A 20,998-nucleotide genomic window follows, 5' to 3' on the forward strand; every position below is an offset into this window, starting at 1 on the left:
CAACGCAGTTACAATGCAACTGCTGTTTGAGAGTTGAACTCTCAAAACTGATCAACGAGTGGGTGGTGACTTTACGATGTAAAGTCGATCCGGCAGCTTGCGCTGACCGTGTGTTTGAATGCTCTCGTTGCAGAGAGCGATTCTCCATAGAAAGGAGGTGATCCAGCCGCACCTTCCGATACGGCTACCTTGTTACGACTTCACCCCAATCATCTACCCCACCTTCGGCGGCTGGCTCCTTGCGGTTACCCCACCGACTTCGGGTGTTGTAAACTCTCGTGGTGTGACGGGCGGTGTGTACAAGACCCGGGAACGTATTCACCGCGGCATGCTGATCCGCGATTACTAGCAATTCCGACTTCATGCAGGCGAGTTGCAGCCTGCAATCCGAACTGAGACTGGCTTTTTAGGATTGGCTCCACCTCGCGGCTTCGCTTCCCGTTGTACCAGCCATTGTAGTACGTGTGTAGCCCAGGTCATAAGGGGCATGATGATTTGACGTCATCCCCACCTTCCTCCGGTTTGTCACCGGCAGTCACCTTAGAGTGCCCACCATTACGTGCTGGCAACTAAGATCAAGGGTTGCGCTCGTTGCGGGACTTAACCCAACATCTCACGACACGAGCTGACGACAACCATGCACCACCTGTCTCCTCTGTCCCGAAGGAAACCTCTATCTCTAGAGGGGTCAAAGGGATGTCAAGACCTGGTAAGGTTCTTCGCGTTGCTTCGAATTAAACCACATACTCCACTGCTTGTGCGGGTCCCCGTCAATTCCTTTGAGTTTCAGTCTTGCGACCGTACTCCCCAGGCGGAATGCTTAATGTGTTAACTTCGGCACCAAGGGTATCGAAACCCCTAACACCTAGCATTCATCGTTTACGGCGTGGACTACCAGGGTATCTAATCCTGTTTGCTCCCCACGCTTTCGCGCCTCAGCGTCAGTTACAGCCCAGAGAGTCGCCTTCGCCACTGGTGTTCCTCCACATATCTACGCATTTCACCGCTACACGTGGAATTCCACTCTCCTCTTCTGCACTCAAGTTCCCCAGTTTCCAGTGCGTCCCGAAGTTAAGCTCCGGGTTTAAACACCAGACTTAAAGAACCGCCTGCGCGCGCTTTACGCCCAATAATTCCGGACAACGCTTGCCCCCTACGTATTACCGCGGCTGCTGGCACGTAGTTAGCCGGGGCTTTCTTCTCAGGTACCGTCACCCAAAGAGCAGTTACTCTCTCTGGCGTTCTTCCCTGGCAACAGAGCTTTACGATCCGAAAACCTTCATCACTCACGCGGCGTTGCTCCGTCAGACTTTCGTCCATTGCGGAAGATTCCCTACTGCTGCCTCCCGTAGGAGTCTGGGCCGTGTCTCAGTCCCAGTGTGGCCGTTCACCCTCTCAGGTCGGCTACGCATCGTCGCCTTGGTAGGCCATTACCCCACCAACTAGCTAATGCGCCGCAGGCCCATCCTCAAGTGACAGATTGCTCCGCCTTTCCATATTCAGCCATGCAGCCAAATATCCTATCTGGTATTAGCTACCGTTTCCGGTAGTTATCCCAGTCTTGAGGGCAGGTTGCCTACGTGTTACTCACCCGTCCGCCGCTAAATCTCAGGAGTGCAAGCACTCCATCGATTCCGCTCGACTTGCATGTATTAGGCACGCCGCCAGCGTTCGTCCTGAGCCAGGATCAAACTCTCCAATAAAGATCGAACATCTCTGGATTGCTCCAAGAAATCATCCAACCGATGAGTTTGTAGCTCATTTCAAAACTGACGAGAATTTGTTCAATTCTCTATTCATAACTCCCCGCCGAAGCGGTTCGTTTTACCCACTCGTTGTTCAGTTTTCAAAGATCAACTGCTTCGTTACCGGCGAATCTCGTTCGCATCAGCAACTTTTATATTGTAGCACATCCGAGATAAGTTTGCAAGCCTTTTTTTGAATGTTTATTTGATTCAAAATTCAGCTGCTCACTTGCTCTGTGCTGTCGGCCATTTCGTGACCGGATTTATAATATATCATGATAACAGCAACAAAGCAACCCTATGTCCGAACTTTTTATACTGGTAAAATATTGTAATCCATTCAGAGCTCTGGTTGCCCAGTCCCATCAGTAGCCGCGCCCATTGTTCAATTGAATTTTACGATAAGCCCCACGGCATCGCATACAACAACACGCATCACGAACCCAACCTCTATATAACAACAAACCAGCCTGCTCAATCGAGCAGGCTGGTTTGTTCTACATCTATACGCGCCGTAACCCTTCCATCATGCGCAAGCAGCGAATGCGATCGGCAAGAAGTCAGGGCTGCACGTCTCTATTCTTGGCGATTCCGCATGTGCGGGAACAGCAGCACATCGCGGATCGACGGGGAGTCCGTCAGCAGCATAATCAACCGGTCAATCCCGATGCCGAGACCGCCAGTCGGCGGCATGCCGTACTCCAGCGCACGAAGGAAATCCTCATCCATTTCATGCGCTTCATCATTGCCCTGCTCGCGCTCCTTAAGCTGCGCTTCAAAGCGCTGACGCTGATCGATCGGATCGTTCAGCTCGGAGAACGCGTTGGCATGCTCACGCGCAACGATGAACAGCTCGAAGCGATCGGTGAAGCGAGGGTCCTCGTCATTCTTCTTAGCCAGCGGTGAAATCTCCACCGGATGGCCGGTAACGAAGGTTGGCTGAATCAGCGTCTCCTCAACAAATTGCTCGAAGAATGCATTCAGAATGTGGCCGAACGTCATGTGCGGCTCTACAGGCACCTTGTGCTCTTTTGCCAGACGGTGTGCTTCTTCATCGGTCATCTGAACACCAAAATCAACGCCCACCACTTCCTTCACCGCATCCACCATCGATACACGGCGCCACTGTGGCGTCAAATCCACCTCGTGGCCTTGGTAGTTAATGATCTGTGTGCCCAGAACTTCCTGGGCGATATGAGAAATCAGATTCTCGGTTAATGCCATAATATCTTTGTAGTCAGCATAGGCTTCATATAGCTCGATCATGGTGAATTCCGGATTGTGACGCGTCGAAATCCCCTCGTTCCGGTACACCCGGCCGATTTCGTATACTTTCTCCAGACCGCCCACGATCAGACGTTTCAAATGAAGCTCGATGGCGATCCGCATGTACAGCTCCATATCAAGCGCATTATGATGCGTAATGAATGGACGGGCCGCCGCACCACCCGGAATCGAATGAAGGGTTGGCGTCTCAACCTCAAGATACCCGTGGGAATCCAGATAGCGTCTCATCGACTGGATGATCCGGGAGCGTGTAATGAATGTCTTTTGTACATCCGGATTGATGATCAGATCGACGTAACGCTGACGGTAGCGAAGCTCAACATCCTTCAGACCATGGAATTTCTCAGGGAGCGGATACAGCGATTTGGACAGCACTTCAAGCTCCTGCACCTTCACCGTAGTCTCGCCGGTTTTGGTCTTGAACAGAACGCCCTTGACGCCGATAATGTCACCCAGATCCAGAATGCTGAACGCCTCGTATTGCGTTTCGGACAGCGTGTCCTGGCGAACATAGATCTGAATGCGGCCTGTCAAATCCTGAATATGAGCAAAAGAAGCCTTACCCATGCCCCGCTTGGCCATAATGCGTCCGGCAAGGTTGACTTCAACCTTCTTCTCGTCCAGCTCTTCCTTAGGCAACGCATCATACTGCTTCAGCAAATCGCCGGCATGGTCGGTTCTTACGTATTTTCCGCCAAAAGGATCGATCCCGAGCTTGCGCAGCTCGTCCAATTTGTTGCGGCGGATCTGCAGCAGCTCACTTAGCTCCTGCTCTTGTTCCTGATGATTGTTTTCTTCCGTCATCGTCGTTCATCTCCTTCATATACGTCGATCGTTTACTCCCGATCCAGCAGGACGGCATGGTCCATATCCCACTCTCCGGCAGTCAACCAGAAATGACGGACCCGTCCTCCATTCAAAGCGCACTCGATCATATTCCCTGCGCTCCATCCATGACAACATTTAAAAAAGCCCCCCGAAGGAAGCTTTCCTCAACGTTCCGACTTACTTCTTAATGTCTACAATTTTATATTGAATAACGCCAGCAGGAACGTTCACATCAACAACGGAACCTTTTTGTTTGCCGATGATCGCTTTGCCGACAGGACTTTCATTGGAAATCTTGTTATTGAGCGGATCGGATTCAGCTGTACCCACGATGGTATACTCCATCTTGTCACCGAATTCGAGATCCTCTACGATCACGGTGTTGCCAACGCTTACCACATCGGTGTTAATATCATCGTTATTGATGATGCGGGCATTGCGGAGCATTTTCTCAAGTGTAATAATGCGCCCTTCAATAAAAGCTTGTTCGTTCTTGGCGTCTTCATATTCGGAGTTCTCACTGATATCGCCATATCCAATGGCCACTTTAATCCGCTCTGCCACTTCGCGGCGCTTCACAGACTTCAGGTTTTCCAGTTCGTCCTCCAGCTTCTTCAGACCATCCTGCGTCAGAATGACTTCTTTATCACTCATTAACCGATTCTCCTGTCATGTAAATAATTTAAAACACGATATGCTTACTATATGCGATTTCTCGGGAAACAGAACTTCCCGCTGATGCTTGTTCATTACTTGAATTTATACTGAAAGATTATATGGGAACCATTAGAAAAAGTCAATGCGCTCCGAAGGGCCTCCCGCCCCGGCCAGAAAGCCTGAAATGAAGCGCACCAGCTCCCATTAACCTATCGCGGTTGCAACCGGCGGATATACACTGTTGGAGGACTCATCTCCCCATTCGAGCTGATCCACGAATTGATTCAGAAGCTTGACCAGTTCATCCCGCTTGGTTTCCTCCATAATGATGTCCTTGATCCGGGCCGATCCTTTCAGACCTTTCAGGTACCAGGCCAGATGCTTGCGCATTTCGCGAACCGCGACCGCTTCACCGCGCAGGGCAATGAGGCGATCCATATGAAGAATCGCAATCCGGATTTTCTCTCTCGGATTCGGGTCCGGCAGCAACTCGCCCGTCTTCAAATACTCAACCGTACGGTACAGCATCCACGGATTGCCAAGCGCCCCTCTTCCAATCATGACGCCATCGCAGCCAGTCGTATCCAGCATGCGGCGCGCATCCTCAGGCGTCACCACATCCCCGTTGCCGATTATAGGAATGTTGACCGCTTCCTTCACCTGTCGGATGATGTCCCAATCGGCGCGCCCGGTGTAGAGCTGCTCGCGCGTACGTCCGTGCACGCTGACCGCTTGACCTCCGGCGCGCTCCACCGCCTGCGCATTCTCGATGGCATAGATGTGGTCGCTATCCCAGCCTGTGCGCATTTTTACCGTGACCGGTTTATCCACCGCATCCACGACTGCCGCCACCATCTCGTAGATTTTGTTCGGGTCCAGCAGCCAGCGCGCCCCCGCATCCATCTTCGTCACCTTCGGTGCAGGGCAGCCCATGTTGATATCAATAATATCCGCGTTCGTATGCTTGTCGACCACCTTGGCCGCCTCCACAAGCGCTTGACGGTCCCCGCCAAAAATCTGCAGGCTCAGCGGCTTCTCGCGCTCATCCACAAACAGCATTTCCTGCGTGCGCTTGTTGCCGTGCACAATCGCCTTGCCGCTGACCATCTCCGCACAGACCAGACCTGTGCCGAACTCCTTGGCAATCAATCGGAACGCCGGATTGCAGACACCCGCCATCGGCGCCAGTACGACCTGGTTCTTCATTTCAATATTGCCGATCTTTAGCATCTTGGCATCACTCCTTCGGGTTCCATTAATGATATATAGTCGGGACTGTCGCCAAATCCCGGTGCATTCCAAATGTCATCCATCCTCGACTATCTTCCCAGTATGCCGACTATCCTTCTCTCAGCTCCTGCAGCGAAATGCCAAGCGTGTCCGCAATTGTGGCCAACTGATGATCCTCAGCTGTACGATTGCCCCGCTCGATCGCTCCCAGCACAGCCAAAGAGATTCCGGTTCGGTCGGAAAGCTCCTGCTGAGTCAGGCCTTTCAGTTTTCGGAAAGCGCGGATACGCTGCGCCAGTTGCTTGTTTTCCAAAGCTGTATCCCTTCCTTTCCTTCCAGTGTCTCCAGCGCTGTCTGTACCACCTTATATAAACCGGAAGGCTCCTCCTCTGAAACAATGTCAGCCAGCGGTCTAAGCACGAAAGCCCGTTCCTGCATACGCGGATGCGGAAGCACAAGCTCCGGCGTATCGAGCCGCTGTCCGTCCATCCAGATCAGATCCAGATCCACCGTCCGTGGTCCCCAGTGAATGTGGCGAACCCGGCCCAGCTCCTTCTCGATGTGCTGCATTTCTGCCAGCAGCCGATGCGGGCTGAGCGAGGTGGAAACGGCGACCGCCATGTTCAGAAACATCGGCTGATCGACATACCCTACCGGCTCGGTCTCATACAGATGGGAGCAGCGCTCCACCGTAATGCCCGGCACTTGATCCAGGCGTTCAATGGCTTGCATCAGGTTCCCTTCCCGGTCACCTAAATTGGCCCCTAAAGCAATATAAGCCTCTGAACGATCAGAGGGGGTGTGTAACATCATGGTCGTCTCACTTTCTGGTCCGGCGAAGTTCGATCGTCACACCTTCAAAATGAATATCAAAAGGCGGGTGCGGCTTCGTCAATCGGACCGTTAAAGCATCGATAATAGTATAAGTGTCCAGTACCTTGGATGCAATATGCTCGGCTAGCGCCTCGATCAGCTGAAAGGACTCTTCCCGCATAATCCCTTGGAGGAGCTCGTGAATCTCGGCATAATTTACCGTTTTGCTCAGATCATCCGTCCGTCCGGCCTCACTTAGATCCATCTCCAGCTCCAGGTCGACATAAAAACGCTGCCCAAGCTTCCGCTCCTCTTCAAACACGCCATGGTAACCGTAATACTCCATCCGGCTCAGTATCATTTTGTCCATCACTTACGTCAGCCCTTTCACTCGGTTGTCCTTCATTATGCCCGGGTCAGCTCCGGCGAAACATACAGCATTGCATCACACATGCGCGTCGTGCGCTTCATATGCTTCACATCATGAACGCGAACGATCTGACATCCCTGCATAATGCCGTACGCCACCGTTGCGGCCGTCCCCTCCAGCACATCGTCCACCGGAAGATCCAGCGCCGTTCTGATGAATCGCTTGCGCGAGGTGGCAAGAAGCATCGGATAACCGAGCCCCACCAGATGATCCAGCGACGACATCACCTGCAGATTGTGCTCGTAATCCTTCGCAAAACCGATTCCCGGATCCAAAATGATGTTCTGCTCCTTAACGCCACCGGCACGTGCAATATCGACACTGTCCAGCAAATCCCGCTTCATATCCTCCACCAGATCGACATAATTCATGTCGCGGCGGTTATGCATCAGGATGACAGGACAATCAAGCGCCGCTGCCACGGCAGCCATGTCGGGGTCTTCTTTAAATCCCCAAACATCATTAATGATATGCGCCCCGGCCTCCACCGCCTGTCTCGCAACCTCCGCCTTATACGTATCCACGGACAGCGGAATATGCGGAGCCTGCTGGCGAAGAGCTTCAATGACCGGCAGAATCCGAGCCAGTTCCTCTTCCTTGCCGACCTTCTGGTGTCCCGGGCGCGTCGACTCTCCCCCGATATCTATAATATCGGCTCCTTCCTCGAATAAGCGAAGAGCATGCTCCACCGCACGCCCGGGATCGTGATAACGGCCGCCATCGGAGAAGGAGTCTGGCGTCACGTTCAAAATCCCCATAATCAGCGTAGATTGGCCAAGCTTCAGCACCTGGCCGTTTCGCAGCCGATATTCACGTTCATAAATGGTTGTTTTCATGGCGATATAACCCTGCTTTCTTTCGGTATGCCTGCAGCAGCTTCCCGGTGAGCGGCCCGGCGAGCCCATCTCCGATCCGGTGAGAAGCGCCTTCCACATCAATCAACCTCGTGACAGGCACGATCTCCTGTACGGAGCCTGTCGTAAATACTTCATCCGCCCCGGCGAGCGCCCCCCAGCGGTAACGCCCTTCCTCGGCTTCGACGCCCAGTTCCTCGGCCAATTCAAGCACGACCGCCCGGGTGATGCCCGGCAGCACCCCGGTGCTGATCTCCGGTGTATACAGCTTGTTTCCCTTTACAAAAAACACATTGCTCACAATGCCCTCGGCGACATGACCATCCGCCGTCAGCATAAGCCCTTCGGCCTGCGTGCCCGTGGCCGCATTGCGCTCGTCTAGCTCCCGCTTGGCCATCACATTATTCATATAATGGAGCGACTTCAGTCGCACCGGCGTCTCCGGCGAATTTCTTGTAACTGACAACAGCTGCAATGCGCGGCCCTCAGTATATAGCGCCGCCTTGAGCGGCGGCAGCGCCTTGGCGAACAGGAGTGTAGCCGGAGCCGTGTACTGACCGCTTGGCAGCCCCAACGGGGCTTCGCCTGCGGTCACGGTATACCGGACGTACGCCTCAGATAGCCCATTCGCCGCCATCAGCTGCTGAAGCCAGCCGGTAATCATCACCGGATCAGGCTGATGATGAATCCCGAGCAGCCGGCAGCTGTCTGACAGACGCTTAAGATGCCGCTCAAGCAAGAAGGGGATGCCGTTATATGTGCGAAAGGTCTCGAACAACCCCATGCCATACAATAGCCCGTGGTCCATTACCGAGACGGCAGCTTGATCCTGCCTCACAACCGAGCCGTTTAATCCAACATAGCTCATGCTTTCGTTCCGGCGCTCCGCTTGAGGAAGTTGCGCAGCATCTGGTGACCGTGGTCGGTAATGATCGATTCCGGATGGAACTGGACGCCCTCAACCGGATATTCCTTGTGACGCAGCCCCATAATCTCGCCTTCCTCAGTCCAGGACGTAATCTCCAGGCAGTCCGGCAGGCTCTCCTTCTCGACAATAAGAGAATGATAACGGGTCGCAGTGAACGGATTCGGGAGTCCCTCAAATACCGATGTGCCTGAATGGTGGATAGCCGACGTTTTACCGTGCATCAGCCGCTCCGCACGAATCACTTTACCGCCAAACGCCTGGCCAATCGCCTGGTGTCCCAAGCATACGCCGAAGATCGGAATGCTGCCTTTGAAATGCGAGATCACATCCAGGCTGATGCCCGCCTCATTCGGCGTGCACGGCCCCGGAGAGATCAGAATATGATCCGGAGACAGCTCTTGAATCCCTTCAATGTCAATCTCATCATTCCGGCACACCTTGATCTCCTCGCCAAGCTCCCCGAGGTACTGTACCAGGTTGTACGTAAATGAATCATAGTTGTCGATCACGAGTATCATGTTAGTTCCCTCCCATATGGACAGCCGGGGCTGCCGCTTCTTCTTCACTGCAGATCAGGGCCGCGACAAGCGCCTTCGCTTTATTGCGGCATTCCCTGTACTCCCGGTAAGGGTCCGAATCAATCACGATGCCCGCACCGGTCTGGATGTACCCGACGCCGTCCTGCACCACAAGCGTCCGAATAATAATGTTCAGTTCCATATCCCCGTTATAATCAATCCACCCCATCGAGCCGGTATACGGCCCCCGGGTGACAGGCTCAAGCTCCTCAATAATCTCCATCGTCCGAATCTTCGGCGCGCCGGTAATCGTGCCGCCCGGGAACGTCGCCGCAATCACATCATAGGCGTTATTCCCATGGCTGAGCTTCCCTTCCACCTGGGATACCAAGTGCATGACGTGCGAGTAACGCTCCACGGTCATCAGTTCCGGTACATGCACCGATCCATATGCGGCAATTCGGCCGATGTCATTGCGTTCGAGATCGACGAGCATAATATGCTCTGCGCGCTCTTTCTCACTGCCGGTCAGCTCAGCCTCCATGGCGGCATCCTCCTCCGGATTCGCCCCGCGGCGGCGGGTTCCCGCAATGGGACGCGCCGATACGACATCGTCCCTTACCTTGACAAGCAGCTCCGGCGAACCGCTCGCCAGCGTGAACCCGGGAGAGGTCAGATAGCCCATGTAGGGCGAAGGATTGAGCGCCCGCATCCATTCGTAGATATCCTGAGGATGCGCATGGAGCTTGAGGTGCCGGCGAACCGACAGATTCACCTGGAACACATCCCCCTGCCGGATATACTCCTGGATCGCCAGCACCGCCTGCTCGAAATCCTCCTGCGGAAAATCACTTTCCAGCCGGTCCCAACCTTCAACCTTCGGCCCAAGCAGCTCCCCGGCTTTCTCCAGCCTTTCGTTTCGCAGCTGCTCAGCGGCAGCGTTCTCCTGATCCGCGCCAAACATGTCCCTCCACTGGGCATGCATCCGCCGCGCCCGCTCCTTCGTATCCCGCAGCAGCGCTTCGAGCCTGAGCCTCTGCGAAGCCGTCAACTCCCTCCGCTCTTGCTCCGGGGTCTTCCGCACTTCCTTCCCTTCATCCAGCCATGAAACCGGCGCATGAACAGAACAGTACAGCGCATGCTCAATGTGGTCGTAAATCCACAGCTCTTCCATTCGCATCCACATATAATCCGGAAACCCGGGCTCATCGCTAGCCAGCTGTGGCAGCTGCTCCAGAGAGCGAGCCACATCATAGCCGAGGAAGCCGACACATCCGCCGCGAAAATCAGGCCAGCCCGGCACTTTCGGGGAGGCAAAGGGCCGCATCCAGCGCTCCAGAAGCTCCAGCGGCTGCCCTTCGGCGGTCGTTCGCTGTCCCGTCGCCAGCTCCAGCATCTCGCCTGACCCGCCTTTGCCTGTCAGGACGGACACCGGGTGAAGCCCCAAATACGTATACCGTCCGCCCTTTCCGCTCTCAAGCACAAATGCGTACGGCGAGCCCGCCTTCCACGCCTGTTTCCACGACGCAGGCAGACGGCCTCCTTCTCCCGACACTTTCACCAGATAAGGCAGCACGGTCCATCCTTCCTCAGCCCATGCTAGCCAGTCTGCCAGCTCTACATTCTTCACCATGCCTGTCCTCCTCGCGCCTTATAACAAAGCCGCACTCTTACTATTGCCTGTCAGTATACTGCATCCCGCCCCGCTTGAAAACCCCATACGCTGCAGTCGCCAAATAATGGGGCACGAAGTCTCCGGGAGCGGTGAAGGTTAAACTGTAGTATTCAGTATTTTGCCGCATTCGATTCTGATTCTCCCTGGTCCGCCTGGGCCGTAAGCATTTGAGTGCGGTTATGTTCGTTCTTCCTTTGATGCGATAGATCTCGCGGCGGATCTGGCCAGGCCTATCCCGTCGAGAATTACAAAAAAAGCCCCCAATGCTCTGAACATTGAGGGCCTGGCATATCGAATATAGGAGATTATGCCTCGAAATTGTACAGCGGAGTGCTCAGGTAACGTTCGCCGTTACTTGGAATGACAGCGACCACGCGCTTCCCTTTGCCCAGCTCCTTGGCTACCTTCAGCGCTGCATATACCGCTGCACCAGAGGAGATACCGCCCAGCACGCCTTCTTCTTTAGCCACCTTGCGAGAGGTTTCAAACGCATCATCATTCTCAACATGAATGATCTGATCATAGATTTCCTGATTCAGAATTTCAGGAATGAAGTTTGCGCCGATTCCTTGGATTTTGTGAGGACCTGGCTTGCCTCCGGCCAAGATTGGAGAAGCCGCCGGCTCAACGGCATAGATTTTAATATCAGGGAACTTATCTTTAAGCACTTCCCCTGCACCCGTAATCGTACCGCCGGTACCGATACCAGCCACAAATGCATCCAACGAGCCCCCGATGGACTCAATCGCCTCTACAATTTCAGGACCTGTCGTTTCGCGGTGAATTTTCACGTTCGCTTTGTTCTTGAACTGTTCAGCCATGAAGTAGTCCGGATTCTCCTTCAGAATCTCCTCCGCCTTCTTAACCGCACCGTTCATTCCTTCCGATCCCGGTGTCAGCACCAGCTCCGCGCCATAAGCGCGAAGCAGGTTGCGGCGCTCCATACTCATGGTCTCAGGCATAACGATGATCGCCTTGTAGCCTTTGGCTGCTGCTACCATAGCAAGACCGATCCCCGTGTTGCCGCTTGTCGCTTCAATGATCGTGCCGCCCGGCTTCAAGCGGCCTTCCTTCTCGGCCTCTTCCACAATGCTGACAGCAATCCGGTCCTTCACGCTCGCTCCCGGGTTCTGGTATTCCAGCTTCAGATAAATCTCCGCACTATCCTCCGGTACGATCCGGTTCAAACGCACCAGCGGTGTACCTCCGATCAGTTCTGTCACATTATTTACGACTTTTGCCATGAGTGAAGCCCTCCTCTGGATCTCAATATAATTTACAAACAGTAATTATGGATAACAAGCTCAGTTAAACCCTCTTCGTTGTGCGGATAGGAAGCATTCGCCCCACATCCTGATATCCGAGTAAATAGGTAGGTTTTCGTACATTCATCTTATCAAACGATATTGATTATTGTCAATATCATAGGGCAAGCGAATTCACAATTTCCGGGTAAATTTTCCTAGTCCATTCGGATGTGCCAACCGGCGCGCAGCGCCGATATTTAAAACAAGCCTCTGCCCGTTGGCATGCACGAAACATTTCCCGCTGGGCAAAGGCTATTATTTTCAATGAGTTCAATGGTGATGCATCGATGCACCAAGTGTTACGGCAGAACGCCGGCGAATATTTTTGCCTCATATTTCTCCCGCAGCTGCTGCTCCAGTTCGGACAACGAAACCGCCTGCTGCAGCGCAAGCTGCTTGCGAACCGCTTCGCGGATGCTCTCCTCGCTAAGTGTAGGCGGCTCGATCACATCATGCACATAGACGATGCCATACGTGTCTTCAAGGCGAATCGGACCGGCAATATCTCCGGCTTCCAGCAATGTAGCCGTCTCAAGCAGCGCTTGGGACTGAAAGGGATCATCCTCTTCCACCAGACCGATTCTTCCCCCATAATCCCGGGTGTATTCATCAATGGATACTTCTTGCGCCAGATCCGCAAAGTTTTCGCCATGCTCCAATCGATCCAGTACCTGTTCAGCTTCATCCAGGGTTGCAACTTCGATTACTGATATGTCTACTTGTTTTTTGGGGCGATATTGATCAGGATGCAATTTCAAATACTCGTCGATCTGATGTTGATCGATTTCAATGTCAGCTGTGGCAATCTTCTCGAGCAACAAGCGATATACCGTCTCATGTCTCAGCTCTTCTTCCGGAATGCCCAGCTGGCTCTCCATCTCCGCGATAAAGCGCTCCTTGGAGCCATAGCTTCTGCTCATCCGCTCAAACTCTGCCTCTAATTCCGCTTCACTTATGTCCAGTCCGCGTCCGCTGGCCTCCAGTGCGACAGCACGCCGGTTCAGCATCGTCATCAGCACATCGCGGCCATAACGCTTCTTCAGCTCGCCAACCCACTCGTCCTCAGTAATTGCCTTGTCCTGTACGGATGCAACCGCCGGAGAAGTTCCCTTGAATTGCTTGATCCCTTCGATGGAGCCTCCTCCTGAAAACAGCATCCAGCTGCCCATAAAGATAACGCCTGCTGTCAAGACAATGACGGTCGCCCACAATCCCTTCTCTTGTCTCGTCATTACGGTCGCTCATCCCAATACTTAAGATTTGGCCCGTGCCAGCACGGATTTTAACTGCTCTTCATCAAAGGTATAAGCTTCATTGCAGAAATGGCATGTAATTTCAGCCTGACCATCCTCTTCGATCATCTGCACAAGCTCTTCCTGGCCCATGCTGATCAGTGCCCGCTCGACCCGCTCATGGGAGCAGTCGCACGCAAAATGCACTTCCATCTCGTCCAGCTTGGTGAAATCCGGAACGACCCGCTTCAGAATGTCCTCCAGATCAAGGCCTTCTTCCAGCATCTCTGTAATCGGAGGCACCTGCTGCAGCGCCTTCTCAAGCTCCGAAACTTCCTCGTCCGTCACGCCCGGCAGCAATTGAATAATAAACCCGCCGCTGCGAGCAACCGTGTAATCAGGCGCTACAAGCACACCGAGACTTACGGCAGAGTTGGTCTGTTCAGATACGGCAAAATAGTACGTAAAATCCTCAGCCAGCTCGCCCGACACAATCGGAACGCTGCCCCGGTATGGCTCCTTGAGCCCCAAATCCTTAATGATATGGATGTGACCCGAGCGGCCGACAGCCGCAGCGACATCCATTTTGCCCGGCCGAATATTCGTCAGCTCGACATGCGGATTGTTAACATATCCGCGAACCTCACCATGAGCATTCGCTTCAGCCGCGATCAGCCCGATCGGTCCGTCACCGCGAACCTGGATGCTGAGGCGCTCCTCGCCCTTCATCATCGCACCCATCATTGCTGCTGCGGACACCGTCCGGCCTAAGGCGGCCGTTACAACGGGGTAGGTGTCATGTCTCCGGCGGAGCTCCTCCACCAAGTCTGTCGTACGGACAGCAAATGCCCGCACTTTTCCGTTTAATGCGGTTCCTCGCAAAATACGGTCATTGTGATTCCCCATCTTCAAGCCCCCTCATCTGCTTATGTCATAAATTAGATTGTACATTGTTAACGTTTCTATATAGGCATTAGTTGCGTTCATATATAATTCTTAACCCTTCAAGCGTCAAGAGCGGCGCAATCTCGTCAATCGAATCCGTCTCGCCAGCGATCAGCTCAGCCAAGCCTCCGGTGGCGATAACTTTAACATTGTCTGCCCCCATCTCGGCTTTTATACGCTTCACAAGCCCGTCAACCTGCCCGGCATAGCCATAGACGATGCCAGCCTGCATCGCGTGAACCGTGTTGCGCCCGATCACCTTCTTCGGTTTCTCCAGCTCGATCCGCGGCAGCTTGGACGCCCGCTGCACCAATGCTTCCGTTGCGATGCCGATCCCAGGCACGATCGCGCCGCCCAGGTAATTGCCCTTCTCATCGATGCAATCAAAGGTCGTTGCTGTGCCGAAATCGACGACGATCAACGGACCGCCTCCGTACAGCTCAACGGCCGCCACCGCGTTCACGATCCGGTCAGCTCCGACCTCTCGCGGATTCTCATAGCGGAGATTAAGCCCGGTTTTAATCCCCGGCCCTACAATGAGCGGGTCCTTATGCATGTACTTCTGGCACATCTCCTCCACCACGCCAACCAGCGGCGGGACCACGGAAGAAACGATAACCCCTTCAATTTCGCTTACCATGATATTGGACATCTGGAACAAGTTATGAATCAGGACGCCGTATTCGTCCACCGTTGCCCGGCGTGCCGTGCTGATCCGGAAATCATGCAAAAGCGTCTTACCTCTGTATACGCCAAGCACGATATTGGTATTGCCTACATCAACGACCAAGATCAAGCCGTGCCGCCTCCCTTCTTCGCGTTCAGATCCAGACTGATATCCAGGCTGCTGAAAGAATAGGTAAGCCGCCCAACCGAAATGACGTCCACCCCGGTTTGAGCGATTCCTTTAATCGTTTCGAGCGATACATTCCCTGACGCCTCGACTCGAACATGCGGAGCTTTGGACTTGATCATTCGAACCGCTTCCGCCATGGGCTCCAGTCCCATGTTATCGAGCATGATGATATCCGCCCCGGCCTGAATCGCTTCCTCTACCTGCTCCAGGCTTTCCGTCTCCACTTCAATCGTCATCGTGTGCGGGATATGGGCCCGGGCGCGGGTCACCGCGGCAGTGATGCCGCCAGCTCCCTTAATGTGATTGTCCTTGATCATGACGGCATCATACAGCCCAAACCGGTGATTGGCGCCGCCGCCGACACGGACCGCATACTTCTCCAGCATCCGGTGGCCCGGCGTGGTCTTGCGTGTATCAACCAGCCGGGTCGGCAGCCCCTCCAGCGCCTCGACATAAGTGCGCGTTCTTGTAGCAATGCCCGACATGCGCTGCAGCAGATTAAGAGCCAGCCGTTCCCCGGTCAAAATATGATGCGTGCTGCCCTCCACTTCCGCCAGAACCGTCCCCTTGCTCACCCGGTCACCATCCTCGACCATGGCCGTGAACTGCAGGGACGGGCTTACTGCGCGAAACACGGCTTCGGCTACCGGCATGCCTGCGATAATCCCGTCTTCCTTCGCATGTATGATCGCCTTGGACTCATGCCCCGGCGCAATTGTCGTCTGGGTCGTAATGTCTCCGGAGCCGACATCCTCTTGCAGCCAAAGCCGAATCCAATCCAGTAGACCCTCGTTATATCCATTAAACATCATCGCTGATTTCCTCCGTCATTCCTTGATCCCGGGTATGAATAATATGCTTCTGCCAGGCAGAATCATTCCGCTCCGGATAATCCTCGCGAAAATGCGCGCCGCGACTCTCTTCCCGGTGCAGCGCACCCTGTACCACCAGCAGCGAAGCGGTGAGCAAATTGGCAAATTCGTACTCCTCCCGCTTCGACAGCAGCGCTTGGAACAGCGGAAGCTGCCGCCCAAGCTCCTCCTGAGCCCGCAGCAAAGTGTCACGGCTGCGGCACAGGCCAGCGTAACGCACCATCACCTTTTGCAGCTTCAGCCGCTTCTCCACCATCGCCTGGAAAGGACCTTCAGTCCGGCCCAGACGGAATGACACTGCCGGGATATCCGAGCTTCGCTTCGGCAGGCTCCGAATCTGATTCACGATCCGGCTGCCATACACAACCGCCTCCGACAGCGAGTTGCTGGCAAGCCGATTGGCTCCATGCACCCCGGTCGAAGACACCTCCCCACAGGCGAACAACCGCTTGATGCTGCTCTCGCCATGCAGATTGGTCTTGATGCCCCCCATCATATAATGCGCAGCAGGGGAGACCGGAATCCAATCCGAGGATAAATCCAGTCCATACTGCATGCAGGTCTCATAAATCGTCGGAAAGCGGTGTTTTACCATCTCCGGCGATTCATGCGTAATATCCAAGTACACGAAGGTTGAGCGCGTCTCCTCCATCTCGCTGACAATCGCCCTGGCAACCACGTCTCTTGGGGCAAGCTCCAGCAGCTCATGGTAACGATGCATGAAACGCTCGCCTTTTATATTCCGAAGCACAGCCCCTTCGCCCCGGACGGCCTCCGAGATTAGAAAGCGCGGAGCGCCAGGATAACTGAGCGCGGTCGGATGAAACTGAATAAATTCCATATCACGAATCTGCGCGCCGGCCCGATAAGCCATCGCCACGCCATCCGCTGTTGCGACCTCCGGATTGGTTGTATAGCGATACAGCTGTCCGGAGCCGCCAGAGCAGAGGATCGTCGCCTGTCCGCGTACGAATACACGCTTCCCGTCCGGCATTTGCACCAGAACGCCAAGACATTCCCCCTGCTCCGTTACCAGGTCGATCACAAAATGATCATCCCATACCTCTACATTGTGAAGCATTTCAACCTGAATGGAAAGGGCTCTGACAATTTCGTAACCGGTAGCATCCCCATTGGCATGCAGAATCCGCCTGTGGCTGTGCGCCCCCTCCTTGGTCAAGGCCAGCTGGCCGTTCACCTCATCAAATATCGTGCCCAGGCGAATCAACTCCTGCACACCGGCCGGGCCTTCATTGACGAGCACATCCACCGCCGCTGAAGAGCAGAGGCCAGCTCCGGCCAGCAGCGTATCCTGCCGATGATAAGCCGGAGAATCATCCTCCGCCGTGACGGCGGCAATCCCGCCTTGCGCATAGCGCGTGTTGCTTTCTAGCAGCGATTTTTTGGTGATCAGCAACACACGATGCGTCGCACTCGCCAGAATAGATGTATATAAGCCGGCAATTCCGGACCCGATTACGATGACATCGGTTTCGACAACCGGCAGCTCCTGCAGATCAAAGTCAATCAGATATTGCGGTATCATGATCATTCACCTGTCTTTTCACGAAAGAGTAGCGCATGCTACTTCACTTGTAACATGCGCTCTAACGAAGTTCTGGCTTTCTCGGCAACGACAGGCGGCACATAAATTTGCGGCTTCATCGTCTCCAGAGCTTTTACCAGTTTTTTAAGGTTATTGACTTTCATGTTCGGACACACCAGGAATTTGGTTGCGAAATGGAATTGTTTATCCGGGCTGTCCAGACGAAGCTGATACCCCGTTCCATCTTCCGTTCCCACGATAAATTCCTTGGCCGGTGAATTTTTGCAATATTCAAGAATGGCGGTTGTGCTGCCTACAAAATCACCCATGGCGACCACTTCCGGACGGCATTCCGGATGCACCACGAACTCAGCATTCGGATACTTGGCCTTCATCTCCACGACATCCTTCACTGTCAGCATGTCATGGGTGTTGCAGTACCCTTCCCATATGATCAGCTTCTTATCCGTATGCTGCTGCACATAGTGGCCCAGGTTTTTGTCCGGTACCCATATTATCTCATCGGAATCCACCGATTGAATCACCTTCACCGCATTGGAAGATGTACAGCAAATGTCGGTCTCCGCTTTGATCTCGGCCGAGGAATTAATATAGGTGACCACTTTGGCATTCGGATGCTGGGCTTTCAGCTTCCGCAATCCATCTACGTTCACCATGTCTGCCATTGGACATCCGGCACGTTCGTCAGGAATGAGCACAGTTTTGTTCGGTGCCAAAATTTTGGCGCTCTCCCCCATAAAATGAACGCCGCAGAACACAATCACTTCTGCGTCCGTTTGCGCTGCCTTCTGGGCCAGCAAAAAGGAATCCCCTCGAAAGTCGGCTACTTCTTGAATTTCATCCCGTTGATAATAATGAGCCAAAATGATAGCATTTCGTTCCTTTTTCAATTGCAACAACCGTTCACGCAGCTCGCGATTCTGCTCCGCCTTACGCTCCAGCGCCAAAGCCTCCATGATCGACCCTCTCCCCTTATGTTGTGCGGCAGCTTGCCGCCGAATAACCAGATAGATAATCGGATGGCCACCAAGTTTGTGAAAGGAAGCGCATCCTTATGTAACATTAAATTTACACAATTCGCGTATTTCCTGTCAATGTGATAGAAAGCACAAAAAAACCGGAAAACGAATCTTCGTTCTCCGGTTCTTCAATATAATTCGGTATTTGGTGCTTTATCGGCCTGTTTTTACGCTAATGGTCCGCCGCTGCCTTTGTCCGAGCCGCTTGGAGGGTCCTTACGTTCCTCATCCTCACTGCTCCGGCTCTCGTCATCCATCGGATTGTTCGGAATTTCTTCCGTAGGAAGCGGTTGTTGTCCCTCTTCCTTTCCTTGGATACGCACCTTCACGTCGCCGATATTATCGACCGTCGGTTCGCCGCCTTCGGAGGAGCCTTCATCGTCGCTATTGCCTCCGCCGCTGTTGATCGAACCTGTCTCAATGAGGCTCTTGATCTGATCAAGCTCCAGCGTTTCCACTTCAAGGAGGGTGTTCGCAATCAAATGCACCTCTTTGGCATGGTCGGTCAGAAGCTGCTTACACTTCTCATAGCACTCACGGATAAACCGCTGCATTTCCTGATCGATCTCGTAAGCAATCTGGTCACTGTAGTTCTGTTCGTGTCCAATATCCCGGCCAAGGAATACCTGACCTTGGGAAGTGCCAAACTGCATCGGTCCGAGCTTCTCACTCATCCCGTATTCCACGATCATGCTGCGGATAATACCTGTCGCTTGCTGGAAGTCACTGTAAGCCCCGGTTCCGATTTCACCGATGAACAGCTCTTCGGCTACGCGACCCCCCAGAAGTCCGGTAACGCGATCAAGCAGCTCCTGCTTGGTAACCAGCATCCGGTCTTCCTTCGGAAGCATGATGACATATCCGCCAGCACGTCCGCGCGGAATAATAGTCACCTTGTGCACCATGTCGGCATGCTCGAGGAAGTAACCCACAATCGTGTGTCCTGCCTCGTGGTAAGCGACAATCCGCTTCTCGCGGTCACTGATCACGCGGCTGCGCTTCTCGGTACCGACGATCACGCGGTCAATCGCTTCATCCACTTCCGTCATGGAAATATCTTTACGATTGCGGCGTGCTGCAAGCAAGGCCGCCTCGTTCAGGAGATTCTCCAGGTCTGCGCCGGTGAAGCCCGTCGTACGCTTCGCGATAATGTCGAGCTTGACGTCCTTCGTCAACGGCTTGTTCCGTGCGTGAACCTTCAGTACAGCTTCCCGGCCTTTTACATCTGGGCGATCAACCGTAATCTGACGGTCGAAACGGCCCGGACGGAGAAGGGCTGGGTCCAAAATATCCGGGCGGTTCGTCGCGGCTACGATAATGATCCCTTCGTTCGCACCGAAACCGTCCATTTCAACAAGCAATTGGTTCAGCGTCTGCTCGCGCTCGTCATGACCGCCGCCAAGACCGGCGCCGCGCTGACGTCCTACCGCATCAATCTCATCAATGAAGATAATACATGGCGCGTTCTTCTTCGCGTTATCGAACAAATCCCGCACACGGGATGCACCGACACCGACAAACATCTCTACGAAGTCAGAACCCGAGATGCTGAAGAACGGAACACCCGCTTCGCCCGCTACCGCTCTGGCCAGGAGTGTTTTACCTGTTCCCGGAGGACCTACAAGCAGAACCCCCTTCGGTATGCGTGCGCCAACGGTATTGAATTTGCGAGGATCCTTTAGGAAGTCAACCACTTCGACAAGTTCCTGCTTCTCTTCGTCTGCCCCGGCCACATCTTCAAAAGTAATCCGTTTCTTCTCTTCATTATATAATCGGGCTTTGCTCTTGCCAAAGTTCATCACTTTGCCGCCGCCGCCCTGGGCCTGATTGAACAGGAAGAAGAACAGAGCGAACATGATGACAAGCGGGATAAAGGATGATAGCAATGTCAGCCAAATGCTCTGGCCCTCCATCGGCACAACCTTCAGTTGAACGCCGTTGCTCTCGCTGGCCAAAGTCAACTCTTCCATTGCTGCATCCGTAGCAGGAATATACGTTGTGAAATTCTGCGACTTATCTTCCGGGACGTCTCTATATTTACCGGTCACGAGGTATGCGTAACCGTCAAATTGAACCGTCATTTCCTCTATGTTGTTGGCTTTCATTTCTTGCCGCAGCTGATCATACCTAGGGGCGTCTACCGATTCGCCACCGTTAGTAACGAATTGTACTATGCCCACTACGACCAAAAATAGAATCAAATAAAAACCAGAATTCCGGATGAACCGACTCATC

18 protein-coding genes and 1 rRNA gene are annotated in these 20,998 nt (G+C 53.8%); all 19 read right to left on the reverse strand.

Annotated features, from left to right (window positions below; genetic code table 11):
• Positions 1 to 150: 150 nt before the first annotated feature.
• The 19 genes from MKX64_RS09845 to ftsH all read right to left on the reverse strand — a co-directional run bounded on the left by MKX64_RS09845 (position 151) and on the right by ftsH (position 20,997).
• Positions 151 to 1,703: ribosomal RNA gene (locus MKX64_RS09845) — 16S ribosomal RNA — on the reverse strand.
• Between the two features lie 618 nt (positions 1,704 to 2,321).
• Positions 2,322 to 3,836: a lysine--tRNA ligase gene (gene lysS / locus MKX64_RS09850; RefSeq protein ID WP_341035714.1), complete on the reverse strand. Its 1,515-nt coding sequence runs from the start codon at positions 3,834 to 3,836 to the stop codon at positions 2,322 to 2,324.
• 201 nt (positions 3,837 to 4,037) lie between these two features.
• Positions 4,038 to 4,514, reverse strand: coding sequence for a transcription elongation factor GreA (gene greA, locus MKX64_RS09855; RefSeq protein ID WP_095267713.1), 477 nt, complete (start codon positions 4,512 to 4,514; stop codon positions 4,038 to 4,040).
• A gap of 207 nt (positions 4,515 to 4,721) precedes the next feature.
• The gene (dusB, locus tag MKX64_RS09860) at positions 4,722 to 5,747 is read right to left on the reverse strand and encodes a tRNA dihydrouridine synthase DusB (RefSeq protein ID WP_155619083.1); all 1,026 of its coding nucleotides are present in this window, start codon (positions 5,745 to 5,747) and stop codon (positions 4,722 to 4,724) included.
• A gap of 109 nt (positions 5,748 to 5,856) precedes the next feature.
• Positions 5,857 to 6,060, reverse strand: coding sequence for a helix-turn-helix domain-containing protein (locus tag MKX64_RS09865; RefSeq protein WP_095267711.1), 204 nt, complete (start codon positions 6,058 to 6,060; stop codon positions 5,857 to 5,859).
• The gene (folK, locus tag MKX64_RS09870) at positions 6,012 to 6,560 is read right to left on the reverse strand and encodes a 2-amino-4-hydroxy-6-hydroxymethyldihydropteridine diphosphokinase (RefSeq protein ID WP_095267710.1); all 549 of its coding nucleotides are present in this window, start codon (positions 6,558 to 6,560) and stop codon (positions 6,012 to 6,014) included. The genes MKX64_RS09865 and folK overlap by 49 nt, the downstream gene beginning before the upstream one ends.
• A 7-nt stretch (positions 6,561 to 6,567) precedes the next feature.
• Positions 6,568 to 6,930 (reverse strand): dihydroneopterin aldolase, encoded by a 363-nt coding sequence (folB, locus tag MKX64_RS09875; RefSeq protein ID WP_095267709.1) that lies wholly within the window; start codon positions 6,928 to 6,930, stop codon positions 6,568 to 6,570.
• 35 nt (positions 6,931 to 6,965) lie between these two features.
• Positions 6,966 to 7,826: a dihydropteroate synthase gene (gene folP / locus MKX64_RS09880; protein WP_341035715.1), complete on the reverse strand. Its 861-nt coding sequence runs from the start codon at positions 7,824 to 7,826 to the stop codon at positions 6,966 to 6,968.
• Positions 7,807 to 8,712, reverse strand: coding sequence for an aminotransferase class IV (locus MKX64_RS09885; RefSeq protein ID WP_341035716.1), 906 nt, complete (start codon positions 8,710 to 8,712; stop codon positions 7,807 to 7,809). The genes folP and MKX64_RS09885 overlap by 20 nt, the downstream gene beginning before the upstream one ends.
• On the reverse strand, positions 8,709 to 9,290 hold the full coding sequence (gene pabA / locus MKX64_RS09890) for an aminodeoxychorismate/anthranilate synthase component II (protein WP_095267706.1): 582 nt from the start codon (positions 9,288 to 9,290) through the stop codon (positions 8,709 to 8,711). The genes MKX64_RS09885 and pabA overlap by 4 nt, the downstream gene beginning before the upstream one ends.
• Position 9,291: 1 nt before the next feature.
• Positions 9,292 to 10,923: an anthranilate synthase component I family protein gene (locus MKX64_RS09895; protein ID WP_341035717.1), complete on the reverse strand. Its 1,632-nt coding sequence runs from the start codon at positions 10,921 to 10,923 to the stop codon at positions 9,292 to 9,294.
• Between the two features lie 347 nt (positions 10,924 to 11,270).
• Positions 11,271 to 12,209, reverse strand: coding sequence for a cysteine synthase A (gene cysK / locus MKX64_RS09900; RefSeq protein WP_095267704.1), 939 nt, complete (start codon positions 12,207 to 12,209; stop codon positions 11,271 to 11,273).
• Positions 12,210 to 12,571: 362 nt separating this feature from the next.
• Positions 12,572 to 13,504 carry a peptidyl-prolyl cis-trans isomerase gene (locus MKX64_RS09905; RefSeq protein WP_095399177.1) on the reverse strand — a complete coding sequence of 311 codons (933 nt, stop codon included), beginning with the start codon at positions 13,502 to 13,504 and terminating at the stop codon, positions 12,572 to 12,574.
• Positions 13,505 to 13,525: 21 nt separating this feature from the next.
• A complete protein-coding gene (hslO, locus tag MKX64_RS09910; protein WP_095267702.1) occupies positions 13,526 to 14,410 on the reverse strand; it encodes an Hsp33 family molecular chaperone HslO in 885 nt (294 codons plus the stop codon).
• A gap of 67 nt (positions 14,411 to 14,477) precedes the next feature.
• Positions 14,478 to 15,245: a type III pantothenate kinase gene (locus MKX64_RS09915; protein WP_095267701.1), complete on the reverse strand. Its 768-nt coding sequence runs from the start codon at positions 15,243 to 15,245 to the stop codon at positions 14,478 to 14,480.
• The gene (gene nadC / locus MKX64_RS09920; protein WP_095267700.1) at positions 15,242 to 16,117 is read right to left on the reverse strand and encodes a carboxylating nicotinate-nucleotide diphosphorylase; all 876 of its coding nucleotides are present in this window, start codon (positions 16,115 to 16,117) and stop codon (positions 15,242 to 15,244) included. Before nadC ends, MKX64_RS09915 begins: the two co-directional genes overlap by 4 nt.
• Positions 16,107 to 17,723, reverse strand: coding sequence for an L-aspartate oxidase (nadB, locus tag MKX64_RS09925; RefSeq protein ID WP_095267699.1), 1,617 nt, complete (start codon positions 17,721 to 17,723; stop codon positions 16,107 to 16,109). Before nadB ends, nadC begins: the two co-directional genes overlap by 11 nt.
• Before the next feature lie 38 nt (positions 17,724 to 17,761).
• The gene (gene nadA / locus MKX64_RS09930; protein ID WP_095267698.1) at positions 17,762 to 18,700 is read right to left on the reverse strand and encodes a quinolinate synthase NadA; all 939 of its coding nucleotides are present in this window, start codon (positions 18,698 to 18,700) and stop codon (positions 17,762 to 17,764) included.
• Between the two features lie 230 nt (positions 18,701 to 18,930).
• Positions 18,931 to 20,997, reverse strand: a complete 2,067-nt coding sequence (gene ftsH, locus MKX64_RS09935; protein WP_095267697.1) for an ATP-dependent zinc metalloprotease FtsH — start codon at positions 20,995 to 20,997, stop codon at positions 18,931 to 18,933.
• Position 20,998 lies beyond the last annotated feature (1 nt).

Origin of the sequence: Paenibacillus sp. FSL M8-0334 (assembly GCF_038000405.1) — a bacterium.
GTDB lineage: Bacteria > Bacillota > Bacilli > Paenibacillales > Paenibacillaceae > Paenibacillus_AQ > Paenibacillus_AQ campinasensis.